The 22,474-nt window shown below is 38.3% G+C and carries 24 protein-coding genes, 20 tRNA genes and 1 rRNA gene; 12 read left to right on the forward strand and 33 right to left on the reverse strand.

Annotated elements, in window-relative coordinates; genetic code table 11:
* Nucleotides 1-54: 54 nt before the first annotated feature.
* A complete protein-coding gene (locus H0173_RS13070) occupies nucleotides 55-831 on the reverse strand; it encodes an alpha/beta hydrolase family protein (protein ID WP_221846985.1) in 777 nt (258 codons plus the stop codon).
* Nucleotides 832-948: 117 nt separating this feature from the next.
* On the opposite strand from H0173_RS13070, the gene H0173_RS13075 reads away from it, so the two are divergent.
* From H0173_RS13075 to H0173_RS13085, 3 genes are all read left to right on the forward strand, one after another.
* Nucleotides 949-1,947: an ABC transporter substrate-binding protein gene (locus tag H0173_RS13075; RefSeq protein ID WP_221846986.1), complete on the forward strand. Its 999-nt coding sequence runs from the start codon at nucleotides 949-951 to the stop codon at nucleotides 1,945-1,947.
* A gap of 139 nt (nucleotides 1,948-2,086) precedes the next feature.
* The gene (locus H0173_RS13080) at nucleotides 2,087-2,866 is read left to right on the forward strand and encodes an ABC transporter ATP-binding protein (RefSeq protein ID WP_221846987.1); all 780 of its coding nucleotides are present in this window, start codon (nucleotides 2,087-2,089) and stop codon (nucleotides 2,864-2,866) included.
* Nucleotides 2,844-3,653 (forward strand): ABC transporter permease, encoded by an 810-nt coding sequence (locus tag H0173_RS13085; protein WP_221846988.1) that lies wholly within the window; start codon nucleotides 2,844-2,846, stop codon nucleotides 3,651-3,653. Before H0173_RS13080 ends, H0173_RS13085 begins: the two co-directional genes overlap by 23 nt.
* Nucleotides 3,654-3,684: 31 nt before the next feature.
* Here the strand turns inward: H0173_RS13085 and ytkD are convergent, their stop codons facing one another.
* Nucleotides 3,685-4,152, reverse strand: coding sequence for an RNA deprotection pyrophosphohydrolase (gene ytkD / locus H0173_RS13090; RefSeq protein WP_221846989.1), 468 nt, complete (start codon nucleotides 4,150-4,152; stop codon nucleotides 3,685-3,687).
* A 170-nt stretch (nucleotides 4,153-4,322) separates the two neighbouring features.
* On the opposite strand from ytkD, the gene H0173_RS13095 reads away from it, so the two are divergent.
* A complete protein-coding gene (locus tag H0173_RS13095; protein WP_313770640.1) occupies nucleotides 4,323-5,189 on the forward strand; it encodes a DUF6612 family protein in 867 nt (288 codons plus the stop codon).
* Between the two features lie 56 nt (nucleotides 5,190-5,245).
* On the opposite strand, the gene H0173_RS13100 is transcribed toward H0173_RS13095, so the two are convergent.
* Nucleotides 5,246-5,581 (reverse strand): hydrolase, encoded by a 336-nt coding sequence (locus H0173_RS13100; protein ID WP_221847008.1) that lies wholly within the window; start codon nucleotides 5,579-5,581, stop codon nucleotides 5,246-5,248.
* A gap of 223 nt (nucleotides 5,582-5,804) precedes the next feature.
* Between H0173_RS13100 and H0173_RS13105 the strand changes: the two genes are divergently transcribed.
* Nucleotides 5,805-6,065 carry a DUF6154 family protein gene (locus H0173_RS13105; RefSeq protein WP_221846991.1) on the forward strand — a complete coding sequence of 87 codons (261 nt, stop codon included), beginning with the start codon at nucleotides 5,805-5,807 and terminating at the stop codon, nucleotides 6,063-6,065.
* Between the two features lie 76 nt (nucleotides 6,066-6,141).
* Here H0173_RS13105 and H0173_RS13110 read toward each other — a convergent pair whose 3' ends face one another.
* Nucleotides 6,142-6,579, reverse strand: coding sequence for a Dps family protein (locus tag H0173_RS13110; protein ID WP_221846992.1), 438 nt, complete (start codon nucleotides 6,577-6,579; stop codon nucleotides 6,142-6,144).
* A 225-nt stretch (nucleotides 6,580-6,804) separates the two neighbouring features.
* On the opposite strand from H0173_RS13110, the gene ytzI reads away from it, so the two are divergent.
* Complete coding sequence (gene ytzI / locus H0173_RS13115) at nucleotides 6,805-6,978, forward strand: YtzI protein (protein WP_221846993.1); 174 nt, start codon at nucleotides 6,805-6,807, stop codon at nucleotides 6,976-6,978.
* 59 nt (nucleotides 6,979-7,037) lie between these two features.
* Here ytzI and H0173_RS13120 read toward each other — a convergent pair whose 3' ends face one another.
* Nucleotides 7,038-7,511 carry an S-ribosylhomocysteine lyase gene (locus H0173_RS13120; RefSeq protein WP_221846994.1) on the reverse strand — a complete coding sequence of 158 codons (474 nt, stop codon included), beginning with the start codon at nucleotides 7,509-7,511 and terminating at the stop codon, nucleotides 7,038-7,040.
* A gap of 166 nt (nucleotides 7,512-7,677) precedes the next feature.
* Between H0173_RS13120 and yidD the strand changes: the two genes are divergently transcribed.
* The gene (yidD, locus tag H0173_RS13125; protein ID WP_221846995.1) at nucleotides 7,678-7,908 is read left to right on the forward strand and encodes a membrane protein insertion efficiency factor YidD; all 231 of its coding nucleotides are present in this window, start codon (nucleotides 7,678-7,680) and stop codon (nucleotides 7,906-7,908) included.
* A gap of 42 nt (nucleotides 7,909-7,950) precedes the next feature.
* Here yidD and H0173_RS13130 read toward each other — a convergent pair whose 3' ends face one another.
* Nucleotides 7,951-8,514, reverse strand: coding sequence for a beta-class carbonic anhydrase (locus H0173_RS13130; RefSeq protein ID WP_221846996.1), 564 nt, complete (start codon nucleotides 8,512-8,514; stop codon nucleotides 7,951-7,953).
* Nucleotides 8,515-8,723: 209 nt separating this feature from the next.
* On the opposite strand from H0173_RS13130, the gene H0173_RS13135 reads away from it, so the two are divergent.
* Together H0173_RS13135 and H0173_RS13140 are read left to right on the forward strand one after the other, a co-directional pair.
* Entirely contained in the window at nucleotides 8,724-9,788 is a 1,065-nt protein-coding gene (locus H0173_RS13135; protein WP_221846997.1) for a metal ABC transporter solute-binding protein, Zn/Mn family, read from the forward strand.
* Between the two features lie 141 nt (nucleotides 9,789-9,929).
* Complete coding sequence (locus H0173_RS13140) at nucleotides 9,930-10,082, forward strand: DUF1540 domain-containing protein (RefSeq protein ID WP_221846998.1); 153 nt, start codon at nucleotides 9,930-9,932, stop codon at nucleotides 10,080-10,082.
* A 66-nt stretch (nucleotides 10,083-10,148) separates the two neighbouring features.
* On the opposite strand, the gene H0173_RS13145 is transcribed toward H0173_RS13140, so the two are convergent.
* From H0173_RS13145 to H0173_RS13165, 5 genes are all read right to left on the reverse strand, one after another.
* Nucleotides 10,149-11,624, reverse strand: coding sequence for an o-succinylbenzoate--CoA ligase (locus H0173_RS13145; RefSeq protein WP_221846999.1), 1,476 nt, complete (start codon nucleotides 11,622-11,624; stop codon nucleotides 10,149-10,151).
* A gap of 86 nt (nucleotides 11,625-11,710) precedes the next feature.
* Nucleotides 11,711-12,532, reverse strand: coding sequence for a 1,4-dihydroxy-2-naphthoyl-CoA synthase (gene menB / locus H0173_RS13150; protein ID WP_221847000.1), 822 nt, complete (start codon nucleotides 12,530-12,532; stop codon nucleotides 11,711-11,713).
* Nucleotides 12,533-12,619: 87 nt separating this feature from the next.
* A complete protein-coding gene (gene menH / locus H0173_RS13155) occupies nucleotides 12,620-13,438 on the reverse strand; it encodes a 2-succinyl-6-hydroxy-2,4-cyclohexadiene-1-carboxylate synthase (protein ID WP_221847001.1) in 819 nt (272 codons plus the stop codon).
* On the reverse strand, nucleotides 13,438-15,189 hold the full coding sequence (gene menD / locus H0173_RS13160) for a 2-succinyl-5-enolpyruvyl-6-hydroxy-3-cyclohexene-1-carboxylic-acid synthase (RefSeq protein WP_221847002.1): 1,752 nt from the start codon (nucleotides 15,187-15,189) through the stop codon (nucleotides 13,438-13,440). The genes menH and menD overlap by 1 nt, the downstream gene beginning before the upstream one ends.
* Nucleotides 15,186-16,592 (reverse strand): isochorismate synthase, encoded by a 1,407-nt coding sequence (locus H0173_RS13165; protein ID WP_221847003.1) that lies wholly within the window; start codon nucleotides 16,590-16,592, stop codon nucleotides 15,186-15,188. The genes menD and H0173_RS13165 overlap by 4 nt, the downstream gene beginning before the upstream one ends.
* Nucleotides 16,593-16,897: 305 nt before the next feature.
* On the opposite strand from H0173_RS13165, the gene H0173_RS13170 reads away from it, so the two are divergent.
* The 3 genes from H0173_RS13170 to H0173_RS13180 all read left to right on the forward strand — a co-directional run bounded on the left by H0173_RS13170 (nucleotide 16,898) and on the right by H0173_RS13180 (nucleotide 19,063).
* On the forward strand, nucleotides 16,898-17,827 hold the full coding sequence (locus H0173_RS13170) for a 1,4-dihydroxy-2-naphthoate polyprenyltransferase (RefSeq protein ID WP_221847004.1): 930 nt from the start codon (nucleotides 16,898-16,900) through the stop codon (nucleotides 17,825-17,827).
* Nucleotides 17,828-17,982: 155 nt separating this feature from the next.
* On the forward strand, nucleotides 17,983-18,735 hold the full coding sequence (locus H0173_RS13175) for a TraR/DksA C4-type zinc finger protein (protein WP_221847005.1): 753 nt from the start codon (nucleotides 17,983-17,985) through the stop codon (nucleotides 18,733-18,735).
* Between the two features lie 130 nt (nucleotides 18,736-18,865).
* Entirely contained in the window at nucleotides 18,866-19,063 is a 198-nt protein-coding gene (locus H0173_RS13180) for a hypothetical protein (protein WP_221847006.1), read from the forward strand.
* A gap of 65 nt (nucleotides 19,064-19,128) precedes the next feature.
* On the opposite strand, the gene H0173_RS13185 is transcribed toward H0173_RS13180, so the two are convergent.
* The 22 genes from H0173_RS13185 to rrf form a co-directional block, all read right to left on the reverse strand.
* Nucleotides 19,129-19,536: an NUDIX hydrolase gene (locus H0173_RS13185; protein WP_313770641.1), complete on the reverse strand. Its 408-nt coding sequence runs from the start codon at nucleotides 19,534-19,536 to the stop codon at nucleotides 19,129-19,131.
* A gap of 200 nt (nucleotides 19,537-19,736) precedes the next feature.
* Nucleotides 19,737-19,808, reverse strand: a tRNA-Glu gene (locus tag H0173_RS13190).
* 3 nt (nucleotides 19,809-19,811) lie between these two features.
* A tRNA-Ser gene (locus tag H0173_RS13195) sits at nucleotides 19,812-19,902 on the reverse strand.
* A gap of 4 nt (nucleotides 19,903-19,906) precedes the next feature.
* Nucleotides 19,907-19,981, reverse strand: a tRNA-Asn gene (locus H0173_RS13200).
* A 155-nt stretch (nucleotides 19,982-20,136) separates the two neighbouring features.
* Nucleotides 20,137-20,213 (reverse strand) — tRNA-Ile (locus H0173_RS13205).
* A gap of 35 nt (nucleotides 20,214-20,248) precedes the next feature.
* Nucleotides 20,249-20,322, reverse strand: a tRNA-Gly gene (locus H0173_RS13210).
* A gap of 29 nt (nucleotides 20,323-20,351) precedes the next feature.
* Nucleotides 20,352-20,427 (reverse strand) — tRNA-Phe (locus tag H0173_RS13215).
* A gap of 151 nt (nucleotides 20,428-20,578) precedes the next feature.
* Nucleotides 20,579-20,655: transfer RNA gene (locus H0173_RS13220), tRNA-Asp, on the reverse strand.
* 3 nt (nucleotides 20,656-20,658) lie between these two features.
* Nucleotides 20,659-20,732: transfer RNA gene (locus tag H0173_RS13225), tRNA-Met, on the reverse strand.
* A 163-nt stretch (nucleotides 20,733-20,895) separates the two neighbouring features.
* A tRNA-Ser gene (locus H0173_RS13230) sits at nucleotides 20,896-20,988 on the reverse strand.
* An 11-nt stretch (nucleotides 20,989-20,999) separates the two neighbouring features.
* Nucleotides 21,000-21,076, reverse strand: a tRNA-Ile gene (locus tag H0173_RS13235).
* 7 nt (nucleotides 21,077-21,083) lie between these two features.
* Nucleotides 21,084-21,160 (reverse strand) — tRNA-Met (locus H0173_RS13240).
* A gap of 26 nt (nucleotides 21,161-21,186) precedes the next feature.
* Nucleotides 21,187-21,262: transfer RNA gene (locus H0173_RS13245), tRNA-Ala, on the reverse strand.
* Between the two features lie 13 nt (nucleotides 21,263-21,275).
* A tRNA-Pro gene (locus H0173_RS13250) sits at nucleotides 21,276-21,352 on the reverse strand.
* A 20-nt stretch (nucleotides 21,353-21,372) separates the two neighbouring features.
* Nucleotides 21,373-21,449 (reverse strand) — tRNA-Arg (locus tag H0173_RS13255).
* 15 nt (nucleotides 21,450-21,464) lie between these two features.
* Nucleotides 21,465-21,553: transfer RNA gene (locus H0173_RS13260), tRNA-Leu, on the reverse strand.
* A gap of 5 nt (nucleotides 21,554-21,558) precedes the next feature.
* Nucleotides 21,559-21,633 (reverse strand) — tRNA-Gly (locus H0173_RS13265).
* Between the two features lie 9 nt (nucleotides 21,634-21,642).
* Nucleotides 21,643-21,724, reverse strand: a tRNA-Leu gene (locus H0173_RS13270).
* Between the two features lie 7 nt (nucleotides 21,725-21,731).
* Nucleotides 21,732-21,807: transfer RNA gene (locus H0173_RS13275), tRNA-Lys, on the reverse strand.
* 13 nt (nucleotides 21,808-21,820) lie between these two features.
* Nucleotides 21,821-21,893, reverse strand: a tRNA-Thr gene (locus tag H0173_RS13280).
* A gap of 167 nt (nucleotides 21,894-22,060) precedes the next feature.
* Nucleotides 22,061-22,136 (reverse strand) — tRNA-Val (locus H0173_RS13285).
* A gap of 5 nt (nucleotides 22,137-22,141) precedes the next feature.
* Nucleotides 22,142-22,258 (reverse strand): 5S ribosomal RNA (gene rrf / locus H0173_RS13290).
* Nucleotides 22,259-22,474: the final 216 nt, after the last annotated feature.

The following is a 22,474-nucleotide window of genomic DNA, read 5'->3' on the forward strand; positions in this document are numbered from 1 at the left end:
TTAAAAATGTCCTTTACAAAGGGTACACTTTACATTACGGACACCCTTTTTATATTAAGACTCTTTATATTGATTTTTCATCCATGCAGTTAAATCCCGTACTACTCTTCTGTTTATAGCTGGAGGGAAATAATGGGTATACTCTCTGAAATACCAGCTTTCCACCCTTTTCTTTAAAGCATTTAATCTTTTTTCTAGCCTGAATGCATGCTCAACAGATACATTTTCATCCTTCTCTCCATGGATAATTAACGTGGGCACTTCTAGCTTTTCCAATTGAAAAAGGGGTGTTCTGTATTCATATCTTTCCGGAAACTTCGTAGGGGTTCCTCCAATTACCCTTTTCATCATTCTCCGTAAATCCTTCCGCTCTACATATGTAAGAGACATATCACTAACGCCACCCCAAGTAACGAGCGATTTCGCTTCAGGAAATTCAATGGCTGTTAGTAACGCCATCACGCCTCCTCTTGAAAAACCAAAAATATGTATATTTTTCACCCTTGGGTGGGATTGCAATAATCGGAAGGCAGAAAAAGCATCTTCTCGGTCTTCTCCTGCAAAATCCTCATTTCCATCTCCACCTTGATTTCCTCGATAAAATGGAGCAAAGACAATAAATCCTTCTGATGCAAACTGGACAATTCGTCCAGGTCTTACCTTGCCAACGTTTTTAATTCCTCCCCGTAAATAGAGAAAGCCATCATAAATAGCTGCATCCTTTGGTTCTGCAAGCAGGCCTTTCACTTTTAATTCACCAGATAAATAGGTGACAATGGACAATTCTATATTTGGATTAGGTGATGGAAACCTTTGTTTACTTACTATCATGCAGATCAACTCCACCATAAAATTTTTTATATGGGCATTCACACATTTTTGTCACCCTCATACGATAATGTAGGCTCAGGAAGCTTAATATTTTCCTACTTCAGGAGGTTATCTTTTATGAAAAAGTGGCTAAAAATTAGTTTTTCTCTCCTGCTCATTTCCATTCTCATTATACCACTCGCAGCATGTAGCAAAGACAAAATCCAAAATGTTCGTATCGGTGAAGTAACAAGATCTATTTTCTACGCACCACAATATGTTGCTATTGAAAAAGGATTTTTTGAGGAAGAAGGACTGAACGTAACCCTTACGACAACAGCTGGCGGTGATAAAACGATGACCGCACTTCTTTCTAATAGCATTGATGTTGCCCTTGTTGGATCTGAAACATCCATTTATGTTTCCGCTCAAGGTTCCAATGATCCGGTAATCAACTTTGCACAGCTCACTCAAACTGATGGAACTTTTCTCGTCTCTCGGAACAAAATTGATAATTTTTCATGGGATATGTTAAAAGGAACAACCTTCCTTGGTCAGCGTAAAGGCGGAATGCCTCAGATGGCTGGTGAATTTGTTTTGAAGAAACATGGAATTGATCCTCATAAAGATTTAGATCTTATCCAAAATGTAGACTTTGCTAATATTGCTCCTGCTTTTGCCTCAGGCACTGGTGAATTTGTTCAATTGTTTGAACCAACAGCAAGCGTATTTGAAAAAGAAGGAAAAGGCTATATTATCGCTTCCTTTGGAACAGAATCGGGCCATATTCCATATACTACTTTCATGACAAAACAAAGCTATATTAAAGAAAATAAAGAGACTGTCGAGAAATTTACGAGAGCAATATATAAAGCTCAGCAATGGGTAGATACTCACAGCGCCAAAGAGACAGCCGAAGCGATAAAGGGATTTTTCGATAACACAGAAATAGACATTATTGAAATGGTCGTTGAACGCTACAAAGGTCAGGGCTCCTTTGCCACTGATCCAATCTTGGACCAAGAAGAATGGGATAACCTTCAAAATATTATGGAAGAGGCTGGAGAGCTTCCGAAACGAGTAGATTACAAAGATCTAGTTAACACAGACATAGCAGAAAGTGTAATGAAGAAATAATAGAGCTTTAAACGGGAAGAAATTTCTAATCCAATTGTAACTGCTGTCAGATCCGGAATACTCGCTAGTATTAAGCATCTATTAAAGCATATTAAGTGGGTCTGACGGCAAATTTTAAATTGAATAAAGGAGGGCTACTATGGATTTCCTAAACGTTCAAGGAATTCATCATACTTATTTTACTAAAAACACAGCCACAACAGCCCTTTCCGATATTTCTCTTGCTGTCGGGGAAGGAGAATTTATTTCCTTTCTTGGCCCGAGCGGATGCGGAAAAACAACCTTGCTTTCGATTATCGCTGGTTTATTAAAGCCAACTGAAGGATCTGTAACCCTTGAAGGCAAAAAGGTTGAATCAACCGGACAGAGCATTGGCTATATGCTTCAGCAGGATTACCTATTTCCATGGAAGACAATTGAAGAAAATATTCTTTTAGGTTTAAAAATAAGCAACAAGCTTGATTCAAATAATCAAAAGAACGCTCTAGCTTTACTTGGAAAAATGGGGCTTAAAGGGGTAGAAAAGCAATTTCCCAAACAGCTTTCTGGAGGGATGAGACAAAGAGTTGCACTTGTCAGAACGTTAGCTACTGAACCAAAGCTTCTTATGCTTGATGAACCCTTTTCTGCATTAGATTATCAAACGAAATTAAAACTTGAGGATCTAGTTTCTAACACACTTAAATCGTTTGGAAAAACAGCCATTCTAGTAACACATGATATAGAAGAGGCCATTGCCATGAGTGATCGTGTACTCCTCTTCTCCCCCGGTCCAGGCAGATTGCATAAAACCTTTACAATACCAAAGGAATTGCGAGTTGAGACTCCATTTAATGCAAGAAACCACGAAGCATTCTCAAACATTTTTCAAACTATCTGGAAGGAGCTGGAGTCCCTTGAGCCTGCAGAAAAATGTTGATCTCCTTCACCAAAAATATCTCCAATCGCTAAAACGCGAAAAAAAATGGGTCCGTTTCTACCAGGCCGTCATCTTTCTCGTCTTTTTTTCCGGATGGGAGCTTGCAAGCCGAAACCAATGGGTAGACCCGCTTATTTTTAGTTCTCCTTCAAAGGTATGGGGTTTGTTTCTTACTAAGATTCAGGATGGAACGCTATTAGTAGATTTAAGCTACACATTATCAGAAACCGTTTTTGGATTTGTCCTTGGAACACTTATCGGCACATTGCTCGCTGCTATATTATGGTGGTCCCCGATGCTTTCCAAAATATTAGACCCTTATTTAGTTGTTCTTAATTCCATGCCAAAAGTGGCGCTTGGCCCCATTTTAATCGTTGCTTTAGGACCTAGTTTTACGTCTATTGTTGCAATGGGCGCCATCATCTCAATTATCATTACAACAATCGTTGTTTATACTTCATTTAAAGAGGTAGACCCTAACTATATTAAAGTGCTCCAAACATTTGGCGCAACCCGAATGCAGACCTTTAAAGAATCTATACTTCCTGCTTCTTTCCCCGTTATAATCTCTACCTTAAAGGTCAATGTAGGATTATCATGGGTAGGTGTTATTGTAGGAGAATTCCTCGTATCCTCCAAAGGCCTTGGCTATATGATTATATATGGGTTCCAAGTATTTAATTTTACTCTTGTGATGCTCTCACTCTTAGTAATCGCTATTTTTGCAACAGTTATGTATCAGCTTGTTGAATTACTGGAAAGAAAATTAATTAAAAGTAGTTCATGAGAATAAACGGCATAGGGAAATGCCGTTTTTCTTAATGTATATCCGATATTCTATGAATACTATGGTAAATTACTTCATCCTGCATAATAAAGCTAAATTGAGGCTCCCATCTTTTTTCTAGAATATCTCCGTCTATTAATACCGGCCCTGCAGTTTCAAAATAATCTTCTTTGTCCTCAATTCTCGCAATGGAAGCAAAGAAAATAGCTTTTACAAATGTTTGAGCTTCATTTGTTACTTCATATTCACCAATAAGCTGCAGCTTTTTAATACTAGCTCCTGTTTCCTCCATCACTTCTCTTCGTGCAGCCTCTTCGAGTGTTTCATCTCGTTCAACCTTTCCACCGGGAAATTCCAGTCCTCTTTTGGAATGGTTTGTAAGAAGCCATTTTTCACCCATTTTACAAATAACAAGCACATGTTCTGGTTCGCAATTAAATGAATGTGGCATAAATGACAGTTTTACCATTCCTCCATTTATATCTTTAAATCTTTTCATTTGTCTCCCCCAATTAATATTAAGTCTATATGGAATTATATCCCGAAAACACTTGATGTTACTAATGACATATTTCACATGGGATAATATGTGAATAAAGTATGAATCTTCCGTTATTTGAAACCAATGTCTATTTTTTCCGTATATAATAGTTGAATAATATAAAGGGAGTGTCTGTATTGAAGAGAATATTATCCATTTTAACTGGTTTGTTTATGGTTTTTATGCTAGCAGCATGTAATGAAACCGCCAAGCCTGTAAATGAACCAGCAGCAAATAATGAAACGTCTGCAGCAGAAGAAAAGCCCTCTGAATTAACATTACAAGAAGTACTGGAAAAATCAACTGAAGCTTCTAACAACCTTAAAAGTTTTTCTGTAAATATGAATTTGGATCAAGATATGACTTCTGACCAAGAAGAAATGAATATGAAAACTCAATCAGTCATTGAGATGAATGTGGTAACGGATCCTATGGCTTTTTATCAAAAAATGACAATGTCTTTAGGCGAGGAAAGCTTTGAATCAGAAAGCTATTTTTCAGAGGAGGGCATGTATTTATTTGATCCGGGCAGCCAGCAGTGGATGAAGTTTCCGCAAGAAATGACAGATACCTTCTTACAAATGGCCGGTCAGCAAACAAACCCGGGAGATGAATTGAAAAAGCTTGAAAAGTTCGTTGATGACTTCACTTTTGAACAGGATTCAAAAAATTACATTTTAAAATTAAAAGCGTCTGGTGAAAAATTTAGTGATTTTATTAAAGAAACAGCTGCAGAGGCACTTCCCCCGGAAATGGCCGCTGAGGAACTCATGAACAATATGAAAATCCATGGTGTAGAGTATGAATTCGTAATTGATAAAGAATCATTTTATCCAGTTGCTTTAGAGATGACGATGGATATGGAAATGACTGTTGAAGATCAAACTATTTCCTTAAATCAAAAAATGAATGGAAAATATTCAAACCATAATAATATAAAAACGATCACTATTCCTCAGGAAGTTATTGATTCCGCGATGGATATACCTTTGTAAACAACATAATTATTAGTCAGACCCCTCAATTAGATGGGTCTGACTTTCTTTAATAGCTACATGTTTTGATTCTCATCCAAAACTCCCATGCTTTTAATGTGATTTCTGGCTTCTTCATCACCAAGCTGATAAATCATATTATATATTCTTTTCATATTTGCATCATAGTTATCATTTTGTTTATCATTGTGATACTCCATAAATGGCACATGTGCTCTATAGAAGCTTTCCATATCTGCATCATAGCTTAAATCAAAGTATTCCCTTAAAGCGATAATTTCATCGTCTGTCGCCTCAATTTTAAAATCCCATGGGGAATCCTTTGCGCTTTGAGTTATTTCGCAAGAAGACACTTTTATATAATACGTTTTTTTATTATCACTCAAGATCATCAGCCCCTTTTTCAATAATAGCTGCAGGTGATACCCTACGCTAATCTTCATTCATTATCTTTTCCACTTTCGTTATAAAATAATGCCAACTTAATGATTGTTGGGAAATCCAATTCGGAACAATATTTACTGTAAATGAATATTTTTTATCATCAATGGGATTGAATAAGTATAAAATAAAAGATATATAAGTGAACCAAAAATTCTTTTTGGAGGTGTCATCATGAAAATCGTAGATGAATTATATGAGCTTTATCGTCATAAGCTTACTGGGGATGAAGAAGATATTGATATGCTGACCTTTGCCTTTTTAGAAGAAATGAGCAGGGAAGACTTATTAAAATTAATTCAAGATTTAAATAACCAAGAGCTATATGACTTAATGGGACTTTATATTATTGAAAGCCTAAAAGGCAAATTTGCAAGTGAAGATTTTAGAAGGCCGCAGCGCAGCTCCAATATTCATCACCGAAATATACATTAAATACATAAACAAATTACCTTAAAAAGGCAGAGAACCTTATTTTAAAATAAGATTCTCTGCCTTTTAATACGTTGATTTATCCCAGATAAGCTTTAAGCATCCAAATATGCTTTTTCAGGCTTTGTTTAACTGCAATTAGCATATCCCCTGTTCCTTCATCATTCGCTTCCTCAGCGAGAGCAATGGCCTCCTGAAGCTCGTCCGCCATTTTTTCAAAATCATCACATAAAGTTTTAACCATCTCTTCTTCCTTTTCAGCTCCTGATGCTTCTTGAACAGTTGCTGTTTCCAGGCACTCTTTCATTGTTGCCACAGGTTTTCCTTCAAGAGATAGAATTCTTTCAGCAAGCTCATCAATATGCACGTTTGCTTCATTGTAAAGCTCTTCAAATTTTTCATGGAGCGTGAAAAAATGCCGCCCTTTAATATACCAATGATAATTGTGAAGCTTGACATACAGTACTGTCCAGTTTGCTACCTGTTTATTAACTGCTTGAATTAGTTTATCATTCATAATATCTGCCTCCTATTGTTATAATACCCTCAGGAAATTGTCCTAAACGCCTTTTACACGAATAGCCTCTTACAATTGGTACATTTTAAAACAAAACTGTTTGCACTGTATGAACTAAATAGTGAATATATCAGCTTTTTTCTACAAGCCTAAAACATGAGAATATCGTTCTCCTCCTCAACCATTTTCATGTTAAACTGATAGGTATAAGGAGGGATATTTTTTATGGTTACGGTTATAGCCATTTCGGTCATTATTGTTGCCATTGTTATTATTTTGGCAGTTGTCACAACTTCAAAAGCGTATACATTTAAGCACACTATTGATACTGCAGATTCAATTCCAGCAAACCATGATCAAGAGGAAGGTCAAGAACTTTCTGATAAACAGAACCATTAATAACTAGTTTATTAATATGAAAAGGAGCTGCCCTTGTGTAGGACAACTCCTTATTTACATTACGCAAATACCTGCTTTAGATCCTCTTTCGACTGATCCAGCCAAAATCGCATTAATCGTTTCGCACCATCTAAATCATGAAGCTTCGCCTGACCGCATTGCTTTTCATTTGCAGCAGGAATTTCTGTAATTTCAACTGCATCCTTCATTGTATCTTCCAGTAAATCAATAATTTCTTCTACTGATGGCTCCCCGCTTACAACTAAATAATATCCAGTTTGACAGCCCATTGGAGAAATATCAATAATATCAAAATGATCATATTTCTCTGCATGCTTGCGAATATTAAAAGCAAGAAGATGCTCCAGCGTATGTATAACATCTGGTTTCATTGCTTGCTTATTCGGCTGGCAAAAACGAATATCAAATTTATTTACTACTCCATCTGAACCAACCTTATGGACTCCACAATGTCTAACATATGGTGCTTTAACAGCATTATGATCCAACTCGAAGCTTTCCACTGAAGGCATTTAAATCACTCCTACTTAATTTTCTATATTGTAACTCATATTTATTTCATGTTCATTAACTTTATCTCACATTATTCTGAAATATATAAATATTTTATATTTCGACTTGATTTAAATAATATGCTATCTTTGTAATCATAGTTAGAGATAGAATGGACGGTTATGTATGTTAAAAAAGTTTCTTCTTAGCATCATTCGCTTTTATCAAATCGTTATTTCACCTTTAAAGCCTCCTACATGCCGATTTTATCCAACATGTTCTCATTATGGACTCGAAGCAGTTCAGCGATTTGGCGCAATAAAAGGCGGCTGGCTAACGATTAAACGAATCATAAAATGTCATCCTTTTCACCCTGGAGGCTTCGATCCTGTACCTGAAAAGGTTCAAAAAAAATAGAACAACTTATCTCTGACCGATAAGTTGTTCTATTTTTTTTTCTTATTCTTCGTAGCCATTCACGACAATATCTAATTTCCCCGTACCTGGCTCAATAACTAATCCATGTACCGGCACATCGTTTGGCATTAACGGATGTTTCTTTACCATACGCACACTGTGAGCTACGCTTTCTTCCACATTTTCGAATCCCTTTAGCCATTCCTTAACATCTACACCAGCGTATGAAATAGTATCCAAAGCCTCTTCCGACTTTCCACGCTTTCTCATTTTCTCTAAAATACTATCAGGTTTCATCCCGCTCATTCCACAATCATGGTGTCCAATAATTAATACTTCCTCTGCTTGAAGCTCATATACAGCTACAAGCAAGCTTCTCATGATACTTCCAAATGGATGGGTAACGAGTGCTCCTGCATTTTTTACTATTTTTACATCTCCATTACGTAAATTCATGGCTCTTGGCAAAAGCTCTACAAGCCTTGTATCCATGCAGGTTAATAATACCATTCGTTTATTCGGAAATTTTGTCGTTGTAAACTCTTCATACTTCTTTTCTTCAACAAATTGCTGATTATAGGTCAAAATTTCTTCAATTAAATTCATTTGTATCACACCTCGTAATTTTTATTGCATTTTAAGAATATCAAAAATCACATGACATAAACAAATATTTCATATTGATTTTTATTTCATTGTCTTGTAGAATTACATTTGTAATCGTAATGATTACGGATTACCTAGTATTAAGAAATTTTTTTATAATACAAATCGTAACGACTACGCTTTATAGAGAAAAGAGAGAGGAGATACGAATGAAAAAACTGCTTACATTTTTACTGCTATTTAGCCTTATATTATCAGGCTGTGCAAAAGGGGAAAAAGAGGAAAAAAATAAAGAGAATGATAAATTAACCGTATATACTACCGTATATCCTTTACAATATTTTTCAGAACGGATTGGCGGCCAGTATATCGAAGCAAAAACAATATATCCTCCTGGAGCAAATGAACATACATTTGAACCTACTCAAAAGGATATGATGAAATTAGCGGATGCAGACCTATTCTTTTATATCGGTTTGGGATTAGAGGGCTTTGTTGATAAGTCAAAAGAAACGCTAAAAAATGAACAGGTTCAATTAATTGCTGCCGGTGAAAATATTCATTTCGATCCTGAATTAGAAAAAAAACCAGCTCTTGTTGATGATCACCACGATCATGATGCTAATCATGAAGAAGAAGACGTTGATCACGATGCAACTCATGAAGGCGAAGACCATGATCACGATGCAACTCATGAAGGCGAAGACCATGATCACGATGCAACTCATGAAGGCGAAGACCATGATCACGGAGATATTGATCCACATGTTTGGATTGACCCTATATATGCCAAGGATTTAGCAGAATCAATTAAAGATGCCTTAATTGAAAAAATGCCTGAACATAAGGATGAATTTACTTCTAATTATGATAATTTAATTATTGAACTCGACCAGCTTAATGAGGATTTCAATAAGGTACTTAATCAGTCAAAGCATAAGGAAATTATCGTTTCCCATGCTGCCTATGGCTATTGGGAAAAGCGTTATGATATAAAGCAAATTAGTGTTTCAGGTATGCAAAATTCAAGCGAGCCTACTCAAAAACAGCTTGAAAACATTATTAAGGTAGCAAAAGAACATCATTTAAAATATGTTTTCTTTGAACAAAATATAAGTTCGAAGTTGACGGAAATTATTCAAAAAGAACTTGGAGCAGAGCAGCTTCATTTACACAATCTATCTGTCCTAACAGACAATGATATTAAAAATAACTCTAATTATTTTTCCATAATGAAAGCAAATTTAGAAGCTCTTCAAAAGGCCTTAAATTAGCTTCTTTCCCTCCAGTATTGGAGGGTTTTTCTTTTATCTCCCTTCAAATGGCAGGAATGAAGAGAGGACAGCATTCACAACCTAAAAAAGGGTTAGCTAAAGCCCCGATTTTTGCTCAATTCATAAAAAGGAGTGACTTCCATGGCACAAGATGTCCTTTGTGAGGTAAATAACTGTTCATTTTGGAAGAATGGAAATAAATGTGGTGCAGAACAAATATATGTAGTCAGCCATGCAGGTAAAACTGCAGATAATAGCAAAGAAACCGACTGTAAAACATTTGAGCCGTCTTAATCGGTATTAATAAGCGAAAGAGGCGTTATATGAAAACGCCTCCCTCGCTTATAAGAACTGATCCTATTACTCATCTATTAATTTTCTTAGCTCTCTTCGCAATATTTTTTTCGAAGCATTTCTTGGGATTTCTTGGATAAACAATACTTTTTTTGGCACTTTATATTTAGCCAGTTGTTTAAGGCTATATTCCCGAATTTCTTCTTCTGTTAGTACAGCAGTTGTTACAACAAATGCAACAGGGACTTCTCCCCACTGATTATCCTTCATGCCAATTACGCCTGCATCCGAAATATTAGGATGAGAAACTAGCACGCCTTCTATTTCAGCAGGATATACATTTTCTCCTCCAGAAATAATTAAATCTGAACGTCGGTCCAATACATATAGGAATCCTTCTTCATCTACATAGCCGATATCACCTGTTGACAACCAGCCATTCACTATTTTCTTAGTCGATTCTTCTTCCCTATTTAAATAACCGCTCGTTACATTTGGTCCTTTTACCAGGATTTCACCGGCTTCTGTTGGACGAGCCTCTTTCCCTTCTGGTTGAACAATCTTTAATTGAGAAGGGAATAATACCTTACCCGCAGAACCTAATTTACTTATACTATACTCTGGAGAAAGCGTGACAATCTGTGAAGAAGTTTCAGTCATGCCGTATGTTTGGTAGACGGGTATGTTCTTATCGATACACTGTTTTAATAATGTTCTTGATGCTGGTCCTCCACCTAGCAGCATACAGCGGAATTCACTTGGCAGTCTGTCATCCTTCAACTCTGCTTCTATTCGTACGAGCATTGTACTGACGACTGACATAATTGTTACTTTTTCATTTTGAATCGTTTCGATTGCCTTTTTCTCATCAAATGATTCTAAAATGACTATCTTCATTCCATAAATAATACTTTTCATTAATATGGAATAGCCGCTAATATGGAATAACGGAACTGCGCAAAGCCAGCAATCCTGTTCAGAAAGTCCGAGATTTAAAGCAGAGCCTATCGCACTCCACCAATGGTTGCCATATGTTTGAAGGACCCCTTTTGGATGTCCTGTTGTTCCAGAAGTATACATAACCGTACAAACATCATTTAAATGAATTTCTTCTGCAATGATCGGATCAGACATTGGGGATTCAAAAAGTTTTTCTTTTTCAATCCTTATAATATCAGTCATGTTTTCTAATTCTTTGCCTGTATTAGAAAATTTGTCCTCAGTGATTAAAAAGGCAGATTTTGAATTGTTAATTTGCCAAGCTAATTCTGAAATGGTTAATCTATTATTTAAAATGACTGCCTTTACATTAAGCAAATGGAAACCTAAATAAATAAAAACGGTATCTGCATGATTGCTTAATAGAACACTTACGTACTGGTCGTTCTTCATGCCATAGCCGGACAATTGACGAGCTATTTTATATGCTCTTTCATAAGCTTCAGAAAATGTATAAGTTACTCCTTCAAAATAAATTGCAGGTCTATTAGGTGTTAAGAAAGCCCTTTTTATTAAAAAGTTTTGCATCACTTGATCGTCCATTTTTTACACCTCTTATTCAAAGCATTAGATAAAACAGCCTGATGGATTCACCATCAGGCTGTTTTCTATAGCTTGTCCAGTTCAAATCAAGGGAAACGAGGGAATTGGCCAAAATCCGGCTTACGCTTTTCTTTAAACGCGTCACGGCCTTCCTTTGCTTCATCTGTAGTATAATAAAGCAATGTTGCATCTCCTGCAAATTGCTGAATACCTGCAAGTCCATCAGTATCCGCATTAAATGCAGCTTTTAAGAAACGTAGAGCTGTTGGGCTCTTTTCTAGCATTTCTTCGCACCACTTGATTGTTTCAGCTTCCACTTGATCTAGTGGAACAACCGTGTTAACAAGTCCCATGTCTAATGCTTCTTGAGCATTATATTGACGACATAAGTACCAGATTTCACGTGCCTTCTTATGGCCAACTATTCTTGCTAAATAGCCAGAGCCATAACCAGCATCAAAGCTTCCTACTTTAGGGCCTGTTTGTCCAAACACAGCATTATCTGCAGCGATTGTTAAGTCACAAACAATGTGAAGTACATGGCCGCCACCGATAGCGTAGCCTTTAACCATTGCTACTACCGGTTTTGGAATTACACGAATTAAACGCTGTAAATCAAGAACGTTTAAGCGAGGGATTTGGTCGTCGCCTACATAGCCGCCATGACCGCGAACTGACTGATCTCCACCTGAACAGAACGCTCTATCTCCAGCACCAGTTAAAATAATTACTCCAATTTTTGAATCATCTCGTGCATAGGCAAATGCATCAATTAATTCACTAACCGTTCTTGGGGTAAAAGCATTATGCTTTTCAGGTCGGTTAATCGTGATTTTTGCAATTCCGTTATATGTTTCGTAAATAATTTCTTCATACTTACGTCCTGCAATCCATTCTACTGCTGACATTACGGAATCCTCCTTTGAAATATGTAGTTAACGATAATAGAATCATGCAGCGTTTACACACTGATATCTCCTCTCACATTCAAATGATTACCCATTTTCCTGTGACAAGAACTCATTTACTATTGTACCAAAAATTTTTGGATTCTCCACATGAATTGCATGTCCGCAATCTTCAATAGTTATCCATTTGCTATTTTTTAGTTTTTTAATCATGTTTTTTGCGATCAAGCAGAATTTTTCGTCTATACTTCCAGTTATTAATAATGTAGGTGCAGATATCTCATAAAGTTTATCCCACCAAGACGGCTGAGCACCTGTTCCCATACCTTTAAGACTGTTTATTAACCCTACTGAAAGATTGTCTAAACGTTCTGTTCTTATTTGTTGTCGAATAGGTTCTGGGAGTCTTTTTTGACTTTGAAACAAAGGTATGTTTTCCCAATAGTCTATAAACTTTTCGATTCCATTATCCTTTATTCGACAGGCAAGCTGTTCATCCTGAATACGTCTTGCTTCTCTTTCGCTTTCAGTCTTAAGTCCTGGACTAGAGCTCTCAAGAACTAGTTTTTTTACCTTTTCAGGATACTTAATAGCAAATGTTAAAGCTAAACGGCCACCCATGGAATAACCCAATATCGAAGCTTGGGTGATTTCTAAAGTATCTAAAATATTATTTAGATCCCCCGCAACAGCTTCTATATGATATTTCGATAAATCATCCGGTGAATCCGTTTTACCATGACCAATAATATCAACAGCTATCACATTAAAATCCTGCCAATATGATTCGAACTTTCTCCATGAAGTACTGTTTCCTGTAAAGCCATGAAGCAATAGTAAAGGTTCACCTTCACTATTACCCCATGTGTCTACATGATACTGAATGCCGTTGATAACAAAATTCATCAGCATTCTTCCTCCAATAATCGACTTATTTCCCGGGAAACCTCATTCCATAATTCACGATGCTCAAGAATATTTGACTCTCGGTTTGTTGTTATTTCCATTACCTTTAAACCGGGTCTTTCTTTATTTTGATTCATAACGGATGAGAAATGGCCCCAATCAGTGATTAAATCGTATTTACCTCCGTACATTTCAACAGCATATTGAAATTTCAGATCCAATGGGGTTCCAAAAAGTTTTTCAAAGTTTTTCGGATGACTGGCTTGAGGAAGAAACGAGAAGATTCCTCCTCCATTGTTATTAATTAAAAGAATGTTAATATCAATTCCATATTGTTTTGCAGCTATCAAACCATTTAAATCATGGAAAAACGTTAAATCACCTAATACTAAATATAGAGGCTGTAAGCTTGTTCCTGCACCTAGTGCAGTTGAAACTACTCCATCAATGCCATTTGCCCCTCGGTTTGCCAAGATTTTAATATGCTTTCGATTAAAGTGGAAAAACGTGTCTAAATCTCTAATTGGCATGCTATTGCCGACAAATAATGCTGCCCCTTCTGGAAGTAAATCCGCAAGCTGATAAAATAACTTCCCTTCACTCAATACATCTAATTCTGATATCTTTGCAAGGCAGTTTCGAGTTAATTCATTCATTTTTTCCCACTGTTTGAAGAAATCCTCTTTGTTCTCCCTCTCAATAGAAGAAAGAATTCCTTTGCAGAAGCAAGTTTCTTGGCAATAAATCATTTCAGACGAAACGATACCTGGATCACGCCAGCCTGCACCGCCATCAATCACGTACTGCCGAATATCATGATTTTCTTTTAGAAAAATTGTTAACGGCTTAGAAACAGGCATTGCACCAAATCGAATGATAACATCAGGCTTTAGTACTTGCTTAGCTTTTTCATTTTTAAGAAACGTGTCATATGTATCAATAATAAATGTGTCATTATGATCTCCGCTTCTTAGCTGGGACAGTGGATCAGCCAGAACCGGGAACTGCAATTTTTCGGCAAGCGCCAGAACAGCCTCGGTAAACCCTTCTGTTTCAATCGGGCCGCAAATAATTATTCCTTTATTATAAGACTGAAGATTTTCGGCAATCTCTTTATATTGGTTCTCGGTTAAAGTCAGTTTGCCAGGCTGGATACTGACATATCCGCCTGTTCGTTCTGTTAACTTGAATAAATCTTCTCTGTCTAATTGAGGGATGAGAGGCTCCCTAAATGGAAAATTCAAATGAACAGGACCTGCTGGTTCTTGCAAAGCTGTAGAGACAGCTCTTGCACTAACAGTTCGTGCATATCGGAGCATTTCGATAGTGCTTTCTGGAGGTCCCATTTCAACAAACCATTTCACGTGTTTACCATATAAGTGAATTTGATCAATCGCCTGTGGTGCACCTACATCTCTTAATTCATGCGGTCGATCCGCTGTTAAAACTATTAATGGCACCCTTGAGATATTGGCTTCAACCACAGCAGGATAATAGTTTGCTGCTGCTGTACCTGATGTACAAAGAATGGCTACTGGTTTTCTCGAGCCCTTTGCAATCCCTAACGCAAAAAAGGCAGCCGAACGCTCGTCCACATGAATATGCAGACGAAGTTCAGGATGCTCGGCCATTATCATTGCCATCGGAGTAGATCTTGAACCGGGACTCACCACAACATCCTCTACCCCGTTGTTAATTAACTCAGAAACAAATGCGGCGATATAAGAGGTTAAAGCTTCTTGATGATTCATTTATTAATACCTCCAAGTGCCGTCAGCATCGGTCTAAATTTAATCTTTGTTTCAATATACTCACTATCTGGATTCGAATCCTTTACTACACCACATCCGGCGAAAATAGAAGCTTCGTCCTTTTGGATAAGACCTGAGCGAATAGATACAGCAAATTCACCATTTCCACGATAATCAAGCCAGCCTAATGGAGCACCATAAAAGCCTCTGTCTAAATCTTCAATTTCTCTAATTCTTTCTACTGCTGCCTGTTTCGGCAGTCCGCCTAATGCTGGGGTTGGGTGAAGTCGGTCTACTAATAAAAGTAAAGAAGTATCTTCTTTCGCTTTGCCGATTACTGGTGTATATAGATGCTGAATATCCCTCATTTTTAACAAATGTGTTTTCTCAGGCAAAAGTACTTCCTCACATGTTTCTTCCATCGCCTCTTTAATCATTTCTACAACATATTGATGCTCGATTAGATTCTTTGGATCATTTAGCAATTCTTCCCCAAACTGCTTATCCTCTTCCTCAGTTTTACCTCTTGCTATGGAACCAGCTAGGCATGTAGTGAATAGGCTTTTCCCGCTCATTTTGATTAGGCGTTCAGGAGAAGCGCCAATAAAACAGTCACCATTTGATTCAAATGCAAAAATAAAGCTTTCTCGCTGTAATTTCAATAATTGAGAGAGTACATATTCCGCTTGAATTTTCTTATCAAAAAATAATCTTGTTTCTCTAGCAAGAACAACTTTTTCTAAGGAACCTTGTTTTAATTCTTCCACAATCGTCCTAACAGTTTCTTTCCATTCTTCCGGCTGTATCTCTTCTTCTTTTATTAATTGATGAACTTCATTATTTTGACTATTTAATAGAGAATCAAATAGTCTCTGCCGTTCTGATTGAACGACTTCAATAAGCGACTCATCATCGTGTTGAGTACAAAGGACATTTGTAGTTAAATATCCTTTTCCTTGAACCTCACTGTACATAAAAGTTGGGATATGAAACAGAGAATCCGAAAACTTTGCCCAAAGCTTTGACTTTTTCTTTATTGGATCAAACGAAAAGCCGCCAAACATCATCGGTCCAATTCCATCTACTTGAAACCGATTATAGATAATAGCATCTTGAATAAAGCGCTCCCACTCCTTTTCTACATGAAAAAAGCGGCCAGCTGCCTGATCCGATTGAATTTGACCGCATATTCCCAATCCAGCTATGAACGTTTCATCAGTTGGATCTTTCCAAAAAAATCGTTCACCAAAAAAATCTTCACGGCCAGCCGTGAAAAAAGCAAGAGGATCTATATGATTTATTTCTTGTACTTCACTTACTAGAATTGGCTTAGATAAGGCTTTTGCCCTATCAATCGCTTCAAGGATCCCTTCTTTTAGTTCCGTTTCTGTTAAGGTAACCAAAAAAATCCCTCCAACAATACCTATTAACCGTTAATCCTTATTATATAAACTTATTTTAACATACACCTCATCTCATTCATATGTCAATTATAGTCATGTTTAGGACTGGTTTTTGTAATTTAGCGAAAAGACTAAATATTCCCCTCTGTCTATTTTCTATTTAAGACATTGACACATAATCAGTTCCCACTTAGACTGATTATGCGAACGGATGTATTTCGGCTTTTTTTGACATAATAAACACTATCCTATATAATAAATAGGTTTGATATAATAGATTATTATAATGACAAGGGGAGAGTTATATGCAAACTCAGATGCATACAAATATTCCGCCTGCCAATTCAAAAGATTGGAAGGTTTGGTGGCAGTTGACAAGGCCACATACTCTTACCGCTTCTTTTGTACCAGTACTGCTTGGCACGGCTTTAGCCTTACAGGATACTCACATTCATTTCGGTTTATTTTTCGCCATGTTAATTGCCAGTCTATTAATACAGGCGGCAACAAACATGTTTAATGAATATTATGATTTTAAAAGAGGACTGGATAATGAGGAGTCTGTTGGAATAGGAGGAGCCATTGTTCGTGATGGCATTCATCCTAAGACTGTTCTTAAGCTTGCCCTTGGATTATATGGTGTATCGATTTTAATTGGTGTATACATCTGTATGAACAGCAGCTGGTGGCTTGCTCTGATTGGAATAGTATGTATGGTTGTAGGCTATTTATATACTGGCGGACCTATTCCAATCGCATACACACCATTTGGTGAAATTGTAGCCGGGTTTTTTATGGGTATGATGATCATTCTTATTTCTTTCTATATCCAAACTGGAACGGTTACAGAAACAAGTATACTAGTATCTATTCCTATTTTAATCCTTGTTGGTGCCATATTATTATCCAATAATATTCGTGATTTAGATGGAGATAAAGAGTTTGGACGTAAGACGCTTGCAATTTTATTAGGAAGAAAGGGCGCTATTAAATTGCTTGCTGGCATGTTTATCGTCTCATATGCGTGGGTGTTTATTCTAATTGCTCTGAATATCATCTCTCCATGGTTAGCTATAGTCGTCATCAGTGCACCAAAAGCGATAAAAGCAACAAAAGGATTTATTGGAAAAACAATTCCTATTCAAATGATGCCTGCCATGAAGGCAACCGCACAAACAAATACGATTTTTGGATTTTTATTATCAATCGGCTTGTTTTTAGGGTACTTTTTATAGTCTCTGTATATACAGAGGCTATTTTTTTATGTTGAGATATCGGTTTAATATGTAGTAATGATTTTTTCATGTAAAGCTCATACTAAAATCATATGATTTTCCACTGCCTGCTCAAATTGTAAGTGGGAATGAATTTGATGAGGATGTGATCTGTTTTGCTATCAACTGAACAACTCAACCAATTAATGCGCCAATTAGAAGAAGAGAAAACTGCTTTAGAATCACAGCTTCATGGAAATAAGGAAGGAAGTTTAGAAGGAGTAAATGCCCGTGAAACGGTAGGAGAGTTATCGGCTTATGATAATCACCCTGCAGATATGGGAACAGAATTATTTGATCGAACGAAGGACTTTGCTTTAGAGGAGCATCATGACTCTCAGCTAAACAAAGTCAATGCCGCATTAGAAGCAATGAGCAAAGGCTCTTATGGCAAGTGCACTGTATGTGGTGAAGGCATTCCATTTGAACGTCTAGAAGCTGTACCGTATACATTATATTGTAAAGAACATAGTCCTGAACGAATTGTGCCTGGAGATCGTCCAGTAGAGGAGGAGGTTCTTGAGCCTGCACATGGAAACACGTTTCAGCATCATCAATTCAGAGAGGTTATTGATAATGAAGATAGCTTTCAGGAAGTGGCACGGTATGGTACTTCTGAAACTCCAGCTGACCTGAGAGGAGACTATGAAGACTATAATTCCCTATACAATGAAGGGCATGATGACGAAGGCTTTACTGAGGATTACGAAACCTTTATTGGGAATAACATTGAAGGCACGGATAGAATAATTTATCCTTCTAAAAAACACGAGGAATATGAAGCCATGCTTGATGAAGCGGGTACAGATACACCGTTTTTCGATTTGCATTACCGGGAGACCGATGGTTATGTAGATGATGAAGATTAAATGCAGAATAGTATATAGAATATTGATTTCCGAAGTGGCGCATAGATAAATCTTAGCCCATCCGGGATTTAACCCTTGAACACTAACTTGTCTAACACAAATATTCTGTTTAACTGGAAAGGAGAAAACATTGAGTAATAAAGAAGAAGAATTTCTATTAAATGAGGCTTCGAGAAATGAAGTACCTAACCCGCTGTTTGGTCCTCCAGATGGAAAAATGATTGCTACCGGTGAATTATTTAGAGGTCCTTCAACCGGAATTACTTCGGCTTTCGACTTAGAAAATCCTGGCAGGAATTTACCTGAAAAAGATGAGTTATTTGATTAGGTATATTAATGAAAATTACGCTTGGATACTCTTCCAAGCGTAGTCTTTCATAATGTACGGTTAAATCAAACCAAGTAGTCAAAAACTTGATGATTCAAAAAATCAGTCTTAATACTTGGAGGCAGCAATTGTTTTAATTCCTCTTTAGTCGACCATTTATAGTCATTATGCTCTTCCGATAATACAACATCTCTATTTTTACTTCTGCACAAATATGTAAGGATGACTACCTGTCTAGCAGGGCCAGTTTTGAAAGTAGACGCATATAATATCTTTTGGATTTCGATGTCCAGTCCTACTTCTTCCTTAACCTCTCTAAGCAAAGCAGAATGTAGATCTTCTCCAAATTCAAGCTTGCCACCGACTGGTTCCCAAGAACCGCCATCAATTTGGGCATTATTAGACCGCTTCACAATTAAAGCCTTTTCCTCATTCACAATAACTGCTTTAACTCCAACAACTATTGAGTTCACTTTGTTTCCTTCTCCCATCTCAAATAAATTATCCCATCTCTGTAGTATAACTTTTTATTCATATTTACTTTTTTAATTAGTGGCTTTATAAGCATATATAGAAAAACTACCACAAACCAAAGGCTTGTGGTAGTTTTTTACACTAATAGTTTAATAGATAAAAAAAAAGCTGTCAACACAGTTGTTGACAACCTTTTTTATGACCCGTACGGGATTCGAACCCGTGTTACCGCCGTGAAAGGGCGGTGTCTTAACCGCTTGACCAACGGGCCTTATGGCGGAGAAGGAGGGATTTGAACCCTCGCGCCGCTTACGCGACCTACACCCTTAGCAGGGGCGCCTCTTCAGCCTCTTGAGTACTTCCCCATAATGGCTCCGCAGGTAGGATTCGAACCTACGACCGTTCGGTTAACAGCCGAATGCTCTACCACTGAGCTACTGCGGAATATTAATAATTTATTCCTTTATTTAGATAGCTTAGAAATTGTGCTCCAAAGTACTTCGTTCTTTGTCGCAGATTAAAAAAATTTCTAATCAGGATGCTAAAGCGCTGCAGGCAATTTTTTTAATCCTCTACCACTGAGCTACTGCGGAATAATATGGTGGGCCTAAATGGACTCGAACCATCGACCTCACGCTTATCAGGCGTGCGCTCTAACCAGCTGAGCTATAGGCCCATTTTTTGTCTAGATTCGGTACTACTCATTTCTTTTGGAGCGGGTGAAGGGAATCGAACCCTCATCAACAGCTTGGAAGGCTGTGGTTTTACCACTAAACTACACCCGCATATACGCAAGATTTAACGGTAAAATAGATGGTGGCTCAGGACGGAATCGAACCGCCGACACAAGGATTTTCAGTCCTTTGCTCTACCGACTGAGCTACTGAGCCATAAATGAATATTTTTAGAGTTTATCTTGCTTTACAGCTGTGTTCCAAAGTCCTACGGTCCTTGTCACAAATTGCTGCAGACTGCTAATCAAGGATGTCTTGCTTCGTAGTGCAAACTTTCGCAATCAGCTACTGAGCCACTAAGTAATAATGGCGGTCCGGACGGGACTCGAACCCGCGACCTCCTGCGTGACAGGCAGGCATTCTAACCAACTGAACTACCGGACCAGATTGCGGGGACAGGATTTGAACCTGCGACCTTCGGGTTATGAGCCCGACGAGCTACCGGACTGCTCCACCCCGCGACGATAATATTTAAAATGTTACTGCATGCTATTATTATGCGTTAGACCGCCCCGATTTCAGGCTGTCTATTCAAGCAGCGGCTCAATCGGTGCGCTGAAGTCATTCCTTCGAAGCGTATTCGATCGTGCTCCACCCCGCGATAATAGAAATAATTAAATTTAATGGAGGAGGAAAGGGGATTCGAACCCCTGCGCGGTTTGACCCGCCTGTCGGTTTTCAAGACCGATCCCTTCAGCCGGACTTGGGTATTCCTCCGATAAAACATATGGTGGACCTTGTAGGACTCGAACCTACGACCGGACGGTTATGAGCCGTCTGCTCTAACCAGCTGAGCTAAAGGTCCATTAATTTGGTAGCGGCGGAGGGGATCGAACCCCCGACCTTACGGGTATGAACCGTACGCTCTAGCCAGCTGAGCTACACCGCCAAATCAAAGTATATTATTAGAAACTATGGTGGAGCCTAGCGGGATCGAACCGCTGACCTCCTGCGTGCAAGGCAGGCGCTCTCCTAGCTGAGCTAAGGCCCCATATTAGTATGAATGGTCGGGAAGACAGGATTCGAACCTGCGACCCCTTGGTCCCAAACCAAGTGCTCTACCAAGCTGAGCTACTTCCCGGGATAATTCTTTTCAAATAATGGCGCGCCCGAAAGGAGTCGAACCCATAACCTTCTGATCCGTAGTCAGACGCTCTATCCAATTGAGCTACGGGCGCATTCTTATATTAAAATGGTGCCGAGGACCGGAATCGAACCGGTACGGTAGTCACCTACCGCAGGATTTTAAGTCCTGTGCGTCTGCCAGTTCCGCCACCCCGGCATGCTTGGAGCGGAAGACGGGGTTCGAACCCGCGACCCCCACCTTGGCAAGGTGGTGTTCTACCGCTGAACTACTTCCGCAAAAACTAATGCGGGTGAAGGGAGTCGAACCCCCACGCCTTGCGGCGCCAGATCCTAAGTCTGGTGCGTCTGCCAATTCCGCCACACCCGCATATAAATGGTGAGCCATGAAGGACTCGAACCTTCGACCCTCTGATTAAAAGTCAGATGCTCTACCGACTGAGCTAATGGCTCGGAATTAAAAAAATGCCGGCGAGAGGACTTGAACCCCCAACCTACTGATTACAAGTCAGTTGCTCTACCAATTGAGCTAGGCCGGCATATAAAATGTTATTTTCTAATTTATAGTCTGCAAAAACTGTGCTTCAAAGTCCTTTGGTCTTTGTCGCAGATTTTAAAAGTTTGCCATTCGAGGAAGATAAGCTTTGATGCTGCAAGCTTTCAAAATCCTCTACCAATTGAGCTAGGCCGGCATATATTATAATTATGGTGGAGGATGACGGGATCGAACCGCCGACCCTCTGCTTGTAAGGCAGATGCTCTCCCAGCTGAGCTAATCCTCCATTTTGCCTAGCGACGTCCTACTCTCACAGGGGGAGAGCCCCCAACTACCATCGGCGCTGAGAAGCTTAACTTCCGTGTTCGGGATGGGAACGGGTGTGACCTTCTCGCTATCGCCACTAGACTATTTTTTGAAGACAATATTTATTATATCGTCTTTTTGAATTTTTTCAAGAGAAATTTTTCATTCCCTCAAAACTAGATAATGCTGAAGAAGTAAATCGAGTAATCTAAATGTCTAGCTGCGGCTCCTAACTTCTCGGTCGTTTCGATCCATCCCTTCAAATCCAAAACCAGGATTTGCATGGCTGGCTCTCCAACGCCTCTCGAAGCTAAACAG

The sequence above is a fragment of the Bacillus sp. S/N-304-OC-R1 genome (assembly GCF_019749375.1).
In the GTDB taxonomy this organism is placed as follows: domain Bacteria; phylum Bacillota; class Bacilli; order Bacillales; family Cytobacillaceae; genus Cytobacillus.

Coding starts and splice junctions, on each gene's coding strand:
- H0173_RS13135 (WP_221846997.1), top strand. CDS start 8,724: ATGAAAAAACTGCTTACATTTTTACTGCTATTTAGCCTTATATTATCA.
- H0173_RS13075 (WP_221846986.1), top strand. CDS start 949: ATGAAAAAGTGGCTAAAAATTAGTTTTTCTCTCCTGCTCATTTCCATT.
- ytzI (WP_221846993.1), top strand. CDS start 6,805: ATGGTTACGGTTATAGCCATTTCGGTCATTATTGTTGCCATTGTTATT.
- H0173_RS13170 (WP_221847004.1), top strand. CDS start 16,898: ATGCAAACTCAGATGCATACAAATATTCCGCCTGCCAATTCAAAAGAT.
- H0173_RS13140 (WP_221846998.1), top strand. CDS start 9,930: ATGGCACAAGATGTCCTTTGTGAGGTAAATAACTGTTCATTTTGGAAG.
- ytkD (WP_221846989.1), bottom strand. CDS start 4,152: ATGAAAAGATTTAAAGATATAAATGGAGGAATGGTAAAACTGTCATTT.
- menH (WP_221847001.1), bottom strand. CDS start 13,438: ATGAATTTTGTTATCAACGGCATTCAGTATCATGTAGACACATGGGGT.
- H0173_RS13070 (WP_221846985.1), bottom strand. CDS start 831: ATGATAGTAAGTAAACAAAGGTTTCCATCACCTAATCCAAATATAGAA.
- menD (WP_221847002.1), bottom strand. CDS start 15,189: ATGAATCATCAAGAAGCTTTAACCTCTTATATCGCCGCATTTGTTTCT.
- H0173_RS13145 (WP_221846999.1), bottom strand. CDS start 11,624: ATGGACGATCAAGTGATGCAAAACTTTTTAATAAAAAGGGCTTTCTTA.
- H0173_RS13100 (WP_221847008.1), bottom strand. CDS start 5,581: ATGATCTTGAGTGATAATAAAAAAACGTATTATATAAAAGTGTCTTCT.
- menB (WP_221847000.1), bottom strand. CDS start 12,532: ATGTCAGCAGTAGAATGGATTGCAGGACGTAAGTATGAAGAAATTATT.
- H0173_RS13130 (WP_221846996.1), bottom strand. CDS start 8,514: ATGAATTTAATTGAAGAAATTTTGACCTATAATCAGCAATTTGTTGAA.
- H0173_RS13105 (WP_221846991.1), top strand. CDS start 5,805: ATGAAAATCGTAGATGAATTATATGAGCTTTATCGTCATAAGCTTACT.
- H0173_RS13080 (WP_221846987.1), top strand. CDS start 2,087: ATGGATTTCCTAAACGTTCAAGGAATTCATCATACTTATTTTACTAAA.
- yidD (WP_221846995.1), top strand. CDS start 7,678: ATGTTAAAAAAGTTTCTTCTTAGCATCATTCGCTTTTATCAAATCGTT.
- H0173_RS13120 (WP_221846994.1), bottom strand. CDS start 7,511: ATGCCTTCAGTGGAAAGCTTCGAGTTGGATCATAATGCTGTTAAAGCA.
- H0173_RS13110 (WP_221846992.1), bottom strand. CDS start 6,579: ATGAATGATAAACTAATTCAAGCAGTTAATAAACAGGTAGCAAACTGG.